This window comes from Streptomyces sp. NPDC003248, from assembly GCF_055563235.1.
This window is the reverse complement of sequence record NZ_JBVHDT010000010.1, coordinates 56975-68253: the sequence shown is the minus strand read 5'-3', so window position 1 is coordinate 68253 and position 11279 is coordinate 56975. Positions and strand designations below refer to the sequence as shown.

The following is an 11279-nucleotide window of genomic DNA, read 5'->3' as shown; positions in this document are numbered from 1 at the left end:
TTGGTGGGGGTGGCGGGGGGGCGTTGTGGGGCCCCCCCCCCCGGCGCGGGGGGTCGGTGGTTTTTTTTGGGCCCCGGGGGGGCCCGCCGCCACCGGGGGCGGGGCGGACCCCGCTCAGGCGGCCTTCCGGCCGGTCCGCACCAGGCTGAGCAGGACACCCAGGGAGAGCGCGGCGACCACGGCGCTGAACGTCTCGCCGGCCGGGCGCAGGCTGGTCTCGCGGATCAGGACGCCCACTCCGATCGCGGGCACCGCCAGCATCGAGTACAGGATGGCGAAGAAGGTGGAGACCGAGGCGCCCCGGTGCTGGGGAGCGCTGCGCGTGGTGATGCTGCCGAGGCCGTGGCCGACGGCGACGCCCGTCGCCAGTCCGTTGACCGCGGCCCCGACGAGCAGGGGGGCCAGGGAGCTGGTGGCCATCGCGGCGGCGATCAGGCCGGCCGCGACGATCAGGCCCAGGCACGCCGCGGGCAGGGCGGCGGCGGGCTTGAGGGTGCGGACGAGGAGCTGGCCGAGAGCGGTGCACGCGAAGGCGATGAAGACCACGAGCCCGGTCAGCGAGTGGCTGGACTCGTGCAGCACCGTCCCCAGGAACAGACCCGTCACCGCGGTCAGGACGCCGAGCACGGCGAAGCCCGCGCCCGCCGCCATCGCGGAGCGCAGGAAGTCCGACCGGATCTCGGCCGGGATGTGCAGCGGCTGGAACTGGAGGGAGAAGCCGGAACGGTGGGCGGAACTCTCCCCGTTCACGATGACACCGAGCGCGCCGATGGCGGCGAGGGCCAGCATGACGACCCACGGGGTGCGCAGCGGGGAGGGCGCGAGGTCCGCCAGGACGCCCGCGATCAGCGTGCCGCACGCGAGCCCGCCCATGTTCGCGAACAGCGCGAGTGTGGCGGGCTTGATACGGCGGTGCTGCCCGAGCCGCTCGGTGAGTGAGGCGGTGGCGGCGCCGGTCACCAGGGCCGCCGAGAAACCGGAGACGACCCGGGCGACGAGCATCGCGGCGACGTTCTCGGCCAGCAGGAAGATCACCGCGGCACCCACGGACAGCAGGGTGGCCGCGACCAGGACGGGACGGCGTCCCACCTGGTCCGAGAGCCGGCCGAAGACCAGCAGCCCGAGGACGACACCGAGCGCGTAGACGGCGAAGACCACCGTCACGGTGAACGGCGTGAAGCCGAACTCCTCGCCGTAGAGCGGGTAGAGCGGGGTGGGCGCCGTGGTGCCCGCCATGGTGATCCAGAAGGCGAAGGCCACGCTGAACACGGCTAGACCGCCGCCGCGTGCCCTCTCCGGAGCGCCGGTCCCATCGACGGCGCGGACGGTGGAGTTCCCCACTGAAGTGGCCTCTCGTGTGCGGTTGGGTGTGCGCAAGGAACGGCGGCCGCGACAGATGTCGAGACTTACCGTTGCGTCTAACCTGGAGATTAGACTAGTCGTCGCGTCTATTCAATTGCGCCGGCGTGACAGGGAGATGACGAACGCGTCGGCCGGGACGGCCCTGGATGCGGCGTCCTCCCTCACGATGGCCGCGGAGCCCGCAGGCCCGGTGCCCGGTGGGCCGGCGGCTCGGGACACAGGGGATGCGCCGGCCCGCACACCTGGACGCCGGCTGCGGGCCCACCCCGATCGGCACCGCGCCGCGGCTGGTCACCGAGTGGCTGCGGCACCCTCCGCACCGGCCCCGGGCTCCCGGCACGCCACCCGCCCACGACCGGCCGACCCCGCCCGGGGGACCTTCCACCGCGTCGCCGACCGGAGCGCGGAACCGCCCGTAGAAGGGACTACCGGGTCTCGTCGTCCCCCCGGAACTCCGTCACCCGCTCCAGCAGGATCGTCTCCCAGGCACGGCGCAGTCGGGTGCGGAGCGGGGGGAGGGGGGTGGTGGCGTGGCCGTGGAGGCGTTCGGCGAGGTGGACGACGGTGTCGCAGCGGGCGAGCCAGAGGCCGCGCAGGCAGGGGCGGGCGCCGTAGCCGGCGAGGGTGGCGGCGCGGACGGCGGCGCCGGAGCCCACGGCGAGCGCGAGGCCGGCGATGTCCTCGGCCGGGTCGCCGAGGACCGCGCCGGTCCAGTCGAGGACGCCGCGTACCCGGCCGTCGGCGCTGACGACGAGGTGTTCGCCCCGCAGGGCGTGGTGGACGAGGACGGCGGGGGCGGACTGGGCGGCCAGCTGGGCCGCTCCCGGCGGGGTGAGCTGGTGCAGGCGGGCGGGATCGAACTCGTCGGCGTGGGCGAGGTGTTCCGCGGCGGTCACGGCCGTGCGGCGCAGGGCCTCCAGTGAGCGGGGGGCGGCGCGCGGCACGCCGAGGGTCTCGGCCTGGCGGGGCGGCACCGCGCGCAGTCCGGTGAGCAGTCCGGCGAGGTCGGCCTCGCCGAGGGCCGACACCTCGTGCTCCTCGCCGGTGCCGCCCGGCACCCTGGTGTCCAGGGTGTAGGTCAGGCCCGGCGACCACTCGCCGTGGGCGACGCTCGTGGGCACCGTGACGGGGACGTGCGGGCGGACGAGGTCGCGCAGCCGCAGCTCGCGGCGCTGGCGGACGGCCGCGTCCCGGTCGGGGGCCAGCCGCAGCACATGGCGGGTGCCGACCCACCACGCGCACCGCTCGCCGGCCTCCTGGTGGACGGGCCGTACGTCGGGGCCGGCGGCGCCGCCCGCGCCGTTCCTGCCCCTGCTGCCCCCCACGCCCTCCTCGAGGAGGGTGTGGACGAGCCGGCGGACGGTGTCCGCGGTGGGGGTGGGTGCCTGGGTCATGGTCGCGCCGTCGCCGTTCGGGTGGGTGCCAGGGCTCCTGCGGGGTTCAGTCCACTATGACCAGTTCGCGGGTGGTGTCGTTGAGGCGGCGGCCGCCGTCCTCCGTCACCGTGACGATGTCCTCGATGCGGACCCCGAAACGGCCGGGCAGGTAGACACCGGGTTCGACGGAGAAGCACATGCCGGGCACGAGAGGCTGCTCCTCGCCCTCGATCATGTACGGCGGCTCGTGCGTGGTGACGCCGATGCCGTGGCCGGTGCGGTGGATGAAGCGGGCGCCGTGGCCGGCGTCGGCGATGACCGCGCGGGCGGCCCGGTCGACCTCCTGGCAGGCGACGCCGGGCCGGACCGCCCGGAAGCCGGCCTCCTGGGCCTCGCGCACGAGGTCGTGGATGCGGCGCTCCTCGTCGGTGGGTTCGCCGACGTGGACGGTGCGGGAGGTGTCGGAGCCGTAGCCGTCCTTCAGGCCGCCGAAGTCGAGGACGACCATGTCGCCGTGTTCGATGACCCGGTCGCCGACCTCGTGGTGCGGGTCGGCGCCGTTGGGGCCGGAGGCGACGATGGTGAAGTCGACCTGGGAGTGGCCGAAGTGCCGCAGCAGGTCGGCGAGGTCGGCGCCGACGTCGGACTCCGTGCGGCCGGCGAAGGGCACCGTGCGGATCTCCTCGAAGGTCCGGTCGGCGGCCGCTCCCGCCGCGGCCATCAGCTCCAGTTCGGCCGCGTCCTTGACGGCCCGCAGCATCGGCAGGGCCTCGGTGAGGGAGGCGTAGGAACTGCCGGGGAGGACCTTCTGGAGGCCGAGCAGGTGCATCGCCCAGGCGTTGTCGCTGACGCCGTACCGTCCGCCGGTGCCGAGGAGGGCCGCGGTGGTGGTGTAGGGGTCCGTGCCGTCGGTCCAGTCCCGCAGGGTCAGGGCGGGGGCGCCGGTCGCCTTCGCGGCGTCGGGGGCCTCCAGGGTGGGGACGACGAGGACGGGGTCCCGGCCGGGGGCGAGGACGAGCAGGGTGAGCCGTTCGGTGGCGGCGGGGGGAGCGTAGCCGGTGAGCCAGACCAGGTCGGGGCCGGGCGCCACCAGCAGGCCGGCCAGTCCCGCGTCGTCGGCCGCGCGGGCGGCCCGCTCCATACGGGCCCGGTAGTCGTCGGCGGTGAAGGGCGCGGGCGTGCTGCCGGTCATCCGGGCCTCCCTGACGGGCTTCCTCGAGGCGTGGGGCTACGGGCAGCATCCTGCCCGGACAGCGGGGGCGACGCGAGCCGGTCGGCACGGACGACGACAGGATTAACGGTTGTGGATTGCCGTGGCATTAGATCTGATGGTTGGATCGCCGTGCCCTGTTGGTCCATCACGTCAGGAAGGCCCACCGCCGTGCTCGTACTCGCCCACATCAGCGATCTGCACCTGGACGGGACCGCCCGGGCGACCGAGCGGGCCGAGCGGGTGCGCGACCGGCTCCGGAGCCTGCCGGGGAGGGTGGACGCGCTGCTGGTCACCGGCGACATCGCGGACCACGCGGCGGAGGCGGAGTACGAGGAGGCGGCACGGATCCTCGGCCTGCGCGACCCGGGCGGCCCCTTCCCGGTGCTCACCTGCCCGGGCAACCACGACCGCCGCGCGCCCTACCGCAAGGCCCTGCTCGGCGAGCCGCCCTCCGACGGGCCGGTCAACAGCGTCCAGGTGTTCGACGGCGGTGCGGTGCTGATGTGCGACTCCAGCGTCCCCGGCGAGGACGACGGGTCCCTGACGGACGACACGTACGACTGGATCGAGCAGACCCTCGACGAGCTGGGCGGGGACGTGCCGGCCCTGCTCGCCCTGCACCACCCGCCGGTGGCCCTGCACCACCCCCTGCCCGACGCGTACCGGCTGGGCGATCCCGGCCGGCTGGCCGCGCTCCTGGAACGGCGGCCGGAGATCGCCGGGATCATCGCCGGCCACGCCCACACACCGGCCTCCACCGTCTTCGCCGGCCGGCCGCTGGTCGTCGGGCCCGGCGTGACGTGGACGCTGCGGCTGCCGTGGGAGGGCGACCAGGTCGCCGACCGGGAAGCGCCGGTCGGGCTGGCCTTCCACGTCCTGGACGACGAGCGGCGGCTCACGAGCCACTTCCGGGTGGTCGTCTGAGCCCGCGTGCGCGTCCGCGGGCGCGCGGGGCACCGCCGGACGGCCGGGCACCGGCTGACGGCCGCGTGGCTCCGGAGGGCCGGACACCGGCTGACGGCCGCATGGCTCCGGAGGGCCGGACACCGACCGACGGCCGTCTGACGCCGGACGGCCCGTGGGCGCACCCGGTCAGGTGACGACTCCCGGGATCACGGTCAGCTGCTGGTAGCCGCCGCTCTCGTGCCGGACCGTCAGTTTCACCTCACGGCCCGGCCTGGCCTCGTCGACCGCCCGCGCCAGGTCCGTCGCCGAGTCGACACGGGTGCGGCCGAACACCAGCAGGACGTCGCCGCGCACCAGTCCGGCCGCGTAGCCGGGGCCGGGGACGTGGACGGCGACGATCTCGGCGCCCGCCTTCTCCGCGTCCACGGCCTCCACCCCCAAGGTGGCGCCGGTGGAGTCCCGCGCCGGGGCGGACCCGGTCGAAGCGGACGGGTCCGGGCGGCGGTCCGGGGCCGACGCGGCGCCCGGCCCTCCCGGTCCGTGCTGCGCGGCCTGCCGTTGCAGCTCGGCCAGTCTGCTCATGGCGATCACGCTCGCCCCGACGGTTCCGAGCCCGACGCCGGACAGGACCAGGACCGCGCCGGCGAACAGGCCGAGCAGCAGGGTCGTCAGCCGCCGGCCGCGCCGGGGTGCCGCGTGCGGGCGGTGGGCCGGGCCGCCGGAGCGGTCGTCGCCGGGCTCCTGTCCGGGCATGGGTTTGGGACGCAACGCCATCTGTTCCATCGATCGCCTCCGGCTGGTGCCCTACCCGGCGCACCGGCGCACCACGAGCCACGAACGAGTGAGACTGACGGCCGGACCGCCGGCCCCGCACACTCACCGCCGCGCACTCGCCCCCGCGCACTCACCCCCGAGCGGACAGCACGCGCGCCAGGGCCGCCGCCGCGCCCGTCGGCGTCCCCGAGTGCACGAGTTCCACCCGGTGGACCAGGTGGGGCTCGGCGAGGGGAACGGCGGCCGTTCCCGGCACGCCGGCCGCCGCCGAGCGGGGCAGGATGGTCAGGCCGTGACCGGCCGCGGCCAGGGCGGTCAGGACACGGACGTCGGTGCCGTCGTAGCGCAGGGCGGGACGGAAGCCGGGGCCGCCGTGCGCGGCCCGCAGGGCGGGCAGGGGCAGGCCCGTGTCGGGGGCGTCGATCCAGCGGGCGTCGGCGAGGTCGCCCAGGCGCAGGCCGGTGCGCCGGGCCAGGGGGTGGCCGGCGGGCAGCAGTACGCAGACCGGTTCCTCCAGGACGCCGTACGTGGTCAGCGGGGCCACGTCGGGGAGGCGGAGCGGATCGCTGGGGGCGGCCAGGCCGTCGACGAGGCCCAGGTCGGCGGTGCCCGCGGCGACGGCGGCGGGCACCTCCTCCCGGGCGATGACCCGCAGCGTCACCCCGGCGGGCGGCAGGGCGGCCGCCGCCGCGGGGACGAGGGCGGTCGGCGAGGCGGCCAGCGTCAGGCCGTGCGCGGGCACGGCGGCCATCCGGGCGACGTCCGCGCGGGCGGCGTCCAGGCGCAGCAGCAGCGGGCCCGCGTGTTCCATGAGCCGTTCGCCGGCCGCCGTGGGCGCGACGGGGCGGCGGGTGAGCAGCGGGGCGCCCAGGTCCTGTTCGAGGGCCGCGATGTGCTGGGACACGGCCGACTGGGTGTAGCCGAGTGCGCGAGCGGCCGCGGAGAAGGAGGCGAGGCGGGCCACGGTGACATAGGTGCGCAGGAGGTGCGGGTCCATGGGGTCAGGGTCCCAGGCCGCATCAGCCCCCTGCTTCAGCCCGGCTCCAGCCCCGCCTGTATCAGTGCTGCTTATGGAAGGTGCAGGAATCATCGTTGGACGTGAAGCGCGGGCCGCTCCGAGCATGGGGGCATGACCGACAGCGCAGCTCAGATCGCCAAGGTCGCCCTGGTCGGCGACCGTTCCCCCCACGTCGTCTCGCACACCCGTGTCCCGCTCGTGCTGGACGCCCTCGCCTCCCGGGACCGGCTGGTCCTCGACGCCTACTGGATCCCCTCGCCGGACGCCGGGGACGAGGACGCCCTGCGCGGCTTCGACGCGGTGTGGGTGGTGCCGGGCAGCCCCTACCGGAGCGAGGCGGGCGTGCTGGCCGCGATCCGCACCGCCCGCGAGGAGGGCATCCCCTTCCTCGGCACCTGCGGCGGCTTCCAGCACGCCCTGCTGGAGTTCGCCCGGAACGTCTGCGGGCTGCCGCACGTGGCGCACGCCGAGAACGACCCCGGCGTCGGGGACTTCCTCATCGAGCCCCTGGCCTGCTCCCTCGCGGGGCACGAGGACACCGTCGTGCTGGAGCCGGACTCGCTCGCCCACTCACTGCTGGGGGCGGACCGCACGGTGGAGCGCTACTCCTTGCCAGTACGGGCCGTCCCGCCACCTCGACACGCTGAGCGCCCACGGTCTGCGGTTCTCCGGGCGGGACGCGGCGGGCGCCGTACGGATGGCGGAGCTCCCCGGCCATCCCTTCTTCCTGACCTCCCTCTTCCAGCCGGAGCTGTACGGCGACGGCTCGCGCCCGCACCCGATGATCCGGGGGCTGGCCCGAGCCGCGGCCGAGCACGCCGTACGCCGGTCGGCGGGTCAGCTCGCCGACCGGCGTACGGCGGGTCAGCTCGTGTGAGGCGTCAGCCCACCGGCAGGACGGGCGCGGCCGGCGCCACGGGGGCGACGAACACCGAGCCGACGCCGGACAGCGCCCGGCCGCCGGGAGCGGGGGCTGCGGCGGGCGGCACGGGGGTGGCCGGCGGGCGGTCCGGGAGGAAGCCGTGGGATCGGCGGGCCAGGTAGGCGGACTTGTAGCGGTCCACCTCGCGGTGCCAGTTCAGGATGCCGGACAGCCAGTTGCGCAGGTCGGCCACGTATCCGTCCATCGCCGCACGACCCTCGGCCGACAGGCCGAAGTCGTCGTAGAGGACGGGCAGTTCCTGCGCGACGACGTGCTCGAACTGCTGCATGCGCTGGGTCATCAGGTCGTGGACGACGCCGAGCGCGGCCGGGTAGTCGCAGCCGAAGAAGTTCTGCACGACGAGGATCGCGTTGTGGACCTCGCCCTCGTACTCGATCTCCTTCTGGTACGAGAAGACGTCGTTGATCAGGCAGCCGTAGTCGATGGCGGAGTTCTCCAGGGAGCGGACGGGGCCGCTGCGGTAGATCTCCGGCGGGACGGCGGGGCCGTGGCCCATGCGGCACAGGCTGAGGGTGAGGTCGGAGCCGAAGGTGGCGCGCCGCATCTCCAGGTAGTCGACCGGGTCGGGGACGCGGTGGTGGAGCTGGTTGGCCAGCTCCCACACCCAGCTCTCGGTCATCTTGTCGACGGATTCCTTCAGGGTGCGCCGCTGGTCCGGGGTCATGTCGGCCGTGGTGCGGGCCCAGAGGTCGAGCAGGGAGCGCTCCATGGCGTTGGCGGGGACCCCGGGCGGCTCCTCGCCGTCGAGGGTCATGCACGCGGAGAGCCGGGCCGTGGTCAGGCGGGCGGCGGCCAGGTCGCGGCGGTGGCCGTGGACGAGCGGGTAGTAGTCGTCGCCGTACGTCCCGAACGCCAGCCACGCGGCGCTGAGGTCGAGGGCCTCGGGGGTGGCGTCGGGGTCGAGTCCGGCCGAGCACAGGGCGAGGTCGCAGGAGTCGAGCCTGTCCTCGTCCCAGACGCCCTCCGCCAGGATGCCCATGCGGTGGCTCCACTCGACGAGGCGGTGCCGGGCTCCGTCGAGATGGGGGCTCAGCCGCACCGGGAAGGGCATGTGGAAGTCGGGCAGCCGGGACGGGCCGACCTTCTGGTACGGCACGTGGGTGTGGGCGCGCAGGCGGTCGGCGGCGGCCGAGGCGAGCAGCGCGCCGACGTCGGATGCGGAGGTGCCGGGGCCGCTCGGCGCCTGCCAGAAGGGTGTCGAGGTGGCGTTCTGGTTCATGTAGCGGCTGGAGCGCAGGTGCCACTCGTGGCCGCCGGACTGCCAGTCCTGGAGTCCCTTGGTGTAGGCGGCGATCGCGGCGGTCTCGTCGGGCCGCAGCCCGTTCTCCAGGGCCAGCGCGGGCACTTCGGTGAGAGCCGTGTGCTCGAACTGGTGGAGGCGGGAGGTCAGGATGTCGTTGACGGTGTCGGCGGCCTCCTGGGTGGTGCAGCCGAAGAACGTCTCCAGGACGAGCACCCCGTTGCTGTTCTCGCCCTCGTCCTCGACCTCGCGCTGGTAGGAGAAGAGGTCGTTGCGCAGGTGGACGGCGTCGGAGAAGGTCTCCATCAGCACCCGCAGCGGCCTGGACTCCGCGACGGCGCCGGGGACTTCGGCGGTCGCGTACTCGACGAGGCCGGCCGACCAGGGGGCGCCGCCCACCTTGCGGCGCATCTCGATGTACTCGACGGGGTTGGCGATGCGTCCCTCGTTGATGTTGGCGAGCTCCCACATCGACTCGTTGAGCAGGTGTTCGGTCGCTACGGCGAACCGGCGGCGCCAGTCGGCGGACATCGCCGGCACCGTGCGCGCCCACAGGTCGGCGAGGCCCGCCTCGACCGGGTTCCGCGGCTCGGGCACCGCGGTCGACAGGTCCTGCGGCATGAACAGCGGCAGCCGGTCCAGGTGTGCCTTGCCGGCGGCGCGGTCCGGGGTGCGCTTGAACATGTCGAGGAAGTGGTCGTCGAAGAAGAACACCCACACGTACCAGTCGGTGATCAGCGACAGGGCGGGGCCGTCGCAGTCGGGGTGGGTGTAGGCGCACAGCAAGCCGTAGTCGTGCGCCTCCAGGTCGGCCTGGTCCCAGATCCCCGATCCCTCCAGCATGCCCATCTCGCGCGCCCACGCCGTCGAATGGGCGCGGGCCTCCTCGACGTGCGGGTTCAGCCGCGCGGGGTACGGCATGTAGAAGTGCGGGAGTTCGAACGGCTGAGTCATGGCCGGGCCCTACCCGCGGCCCCCCACGGGCATCCCCGGCACCACACATGATCACACCATCGCGTGAACGTGCCGGGAATGCGTGCGAGACGCGCGCCCCTGGTGGGCGCCCGGGGCGCGCACCAAGTGAGTATCCGGGGCGCGTTCCGAGGCGGGGGCAGCCGGGGCGGCGGGGGCGGTGTCAGGTGCTGACCTGGATCAGCGCGTGGGTGCCGGCCGTGCGCCACCGTCCGTCCTCCGCGGCGTCCAGGGCGGCCTCGGTGTCCTTGGACAGGCCGGTGACCACGTCGGACTTCAGGGTGCGCAGGGCGGCGACCGGGCCGGGGAAGTACGCGGTGACGTCGGCGAAGGGCGTCGTCGCGGGCCAGGGGCGGTCGCCCACGAGCCGGCGGTAGTTGAGGTCGCCCTTCGTGATCGTCAGGGTGGCCGCGGCGAACTCCGCGCGCAGGTCGTCCGGCATCCGGTCGTACGGCAGCGGGGCGGCGGCGAAGGGGTGGGCGCGGACCGTGAGGGTGCCGTCGGTCATCGCCGCCCACAGGCGCCGGCCGTAGGAGGCGGCCTCGCCCGGCGCGGCCGTCAGCCGGCGCAGCGCGTCGACGACGTCGGCCGTCGTGGCGTCGGAGACGTAGTACGGGCAGGGCTTGACGTGCAGGGCCACGCGCGCGACACCGCCGTGGGCGAGGAGGTGGGCGGCGAGGAGCAGGTCGGGGATCAGTTCGCGGCCCGCGTTGTCGGCGACCAGGCACAGGGTCCCGCCGGCGGGCCGCGACGGGGCCAGCAGCGGGCGGAGGGCCTCGCTGTCGTCGGCGACCAGTGCGGGCGCGGCGGCGCGTTCCTCCGCCCCGGTGTCGGACAGCCGGAAGCCGAGGTCGGCGCGGTTGCCCCACAGCGAGCCGTGCAGCAGCGCCCGGCCCCGTTCCTCGGCGGGGCGGGCGGCGAGGCCGTCGAGGGCGGCGAGCTCCTCGTCCGTCTCGGGGGCGTCGAGCTCGGCGAGCTTGGCCGGGCGGAACGGGTCGACGCCCTGCCACGGTCCGGGGCCGAAGTATCCGACGGCGTGCAGGAGCCGCCGGTAGAAGTAGCTCTCCGACCACAGCCACGGCACCTCGAACCAGGAGCGTCCCCCGTATGTGTCGAGCCCCCAGGCCCGCCAGCGGTCCCGGTCGTGGGCGTCGGCGGGGAGTGGTTCGATCACGCCCTCGGTGCAGCTCGCCAGCAGGGCGTCCAGGGCGCGGTGGACATCGGGTCCGTACGGGAGGGCGTCGCGTACCTGCCGGATGATCGCGGGGTGCCGTTCGGCCAGGACACCGTGGGGAAAGGAGCCGGGCTCCTCGCCGGTGAGCACGGGCGGGGCGGGGGTGTCGGGCATGCGGCTCACCGTAGCGGCTCGGCGGGCGGTCCCCGCGGGGGCGTACGGCGTCCGCGGCGCAGGACCCCCGGTCGGCGCCGCGGGGGGCCGCCGGCCCGCCATCAGCTTCCGCTCCCCCGCCCTGGCC

Annotated in this window: 8 protein-coding genes and 1 pseudogene; 2 read left to right on the top strand and 7 right to left on the bottom strand. The window is 74.8% G+C overall.

Translation table 11 applies throughout. The annotated features are described in order from the left end of the window. Nucleotides 1-114: 114 nt before the first annotated feature. From ACZ3KJ_RS23050 to ACZ3KJ_RS23040, 3 genes are all read right to left on the bottom strand, one after another. Nucleotides 115-1269 (bottom strand): MFS transporter, encoded by a 1155-nt coding sequence (locus ACZ3KJ_RS23050; protein ID WP_467529567.1) that lies wholly within the window; start codon nucleotides 1267-1269, stop codon nucleotides 115-117. Nucleotides 1270-1787: 518 nt separating this feature from the next. Then, on the bottom strand, nucleotides 1788-2756 hold the full coding sequence (locus ACZ3KJ_RS23045; RefSeq protein ID WP_467529566.1) for an aminoglycoside phosphotransferase family protein: 969 nt from the start codon (nucleotides 2754-2756) through the stop codon (nucleotides 1788-1790). 46 nt (nucleotides 2757-2802) lie between these two features. Then, nucleotides 2803-3930: an aminopeptidase P family protein gene (locus ACZ3KJ_RS23040; protein ID WP_467529564.1), complete on the bottom strand. Its 1128-nt coding sequence runs from the start codon at nucleotides 3928-3930 to the stop codon at nucleotides 2803-2805. Between the two features lie 189 nt (nucleotides 3931-4119). On the opposite strand from ACZ3KJ_RS23040, the gene ACZ3KJ_RS23035 reads away from it, so the two are divergent. Beyond that, a complete protein-coding gene (locus ACZ3KJ_RS23035; RefSeq protein WP_467529562.1) occupies nucleotides 4120-4875 on the top strand; it encodes a metallophosphoesterase in 756 nt (251 codons plus the stop codon). Between the two features lie 168 nt (nucleotides 4876-5043). On the opposite strand, the gene ACZ3KJ_RS23030 is transcribed toward ACZ3KJ_RS23035, so the two are convergent. Both ACZ3KJ_RS23030 and ACZ3KJ_RS23025 read right to left on the bottom strand, forming a co-directional pair. Beyond that, nucleotides 5044-5640 carry a PDZ domain-containing protein gene (locus ACZ3KJ_RS23030; RefSeq protein ID WP_467529560.1) on the bottom strand — a complete coding sequence of 199 codons (597 nt, stop codon included), beginning with the start codon at nucleotides 5638-5640 and terminating at the stop codon, nucleotides 5044-5046. 121 nt (nucleotides 5641-5761) lie between these two features. Continuing rightward, the gene (locus tag ACZ3KJ_RS23025; RefSeq protein WP_467529558.1) at nucleotides 5762-6628 is read right to left on the bottom strand and encodes a LysR family transcriptional regulator; all 867 of its coding nucleotides are present in this window, start codon (nucleotides 6626-6628) and stop codon (nucleotides 5762-5764) included. Between the two features lie 132 nt (nucleotides 6629-6760). On the opposite strand from ACZ3KJ_RS23025, the pseudogene ACZ3KJ_RS23020 reads away from it, so the two are divergent. Then, nucleotides 6761-7526 (top strand): annotated as a pseudogene (locus tag ACZ3KJ_RS23020) (CTP synthase C-terminal region-related (seleno)protein). A gap of 4 nt (nucleotides 7527-7530) precedes the next feature. Here the strand turns inward: ACZ3KJ_RS23020 and cyc2 are convergent. Both cyc2 and ACZ3KJ_RS23010 read right to left on the bottom strand, forming a co-directional pair. After that, nucleotides 7531-9786 carry a germacradienol/geosmin synthase Cyc2 gene (gene cyc2 / locus ACZ3KJ_RS23015; RefSeq protein WP_467529556.1) on the bottom strand — a complete coding sequence of 752 codons (2256 nt, stop codon included), beginning with the start codon at nucleotides 9784-9786 and terminating at the stop codon, nucleotides 7531-7533. 181 nt (nucleotides 9787-9967) lie between these two features. Further along, on the bottom strand, nucleotides 9968-11152 hold the full coding sequence (locus tag ACZ3KJ_RS23010; protein ID WP_467529555.1) for a damage-control phosphatase ARMT1 family protein: 1185 nt from the start codon (nucleotides 11150-11152) through the stop codon (nucleotides 9968-9970). Nucleotides 11153-11279 lie beyond the last annotated feature (127 nt).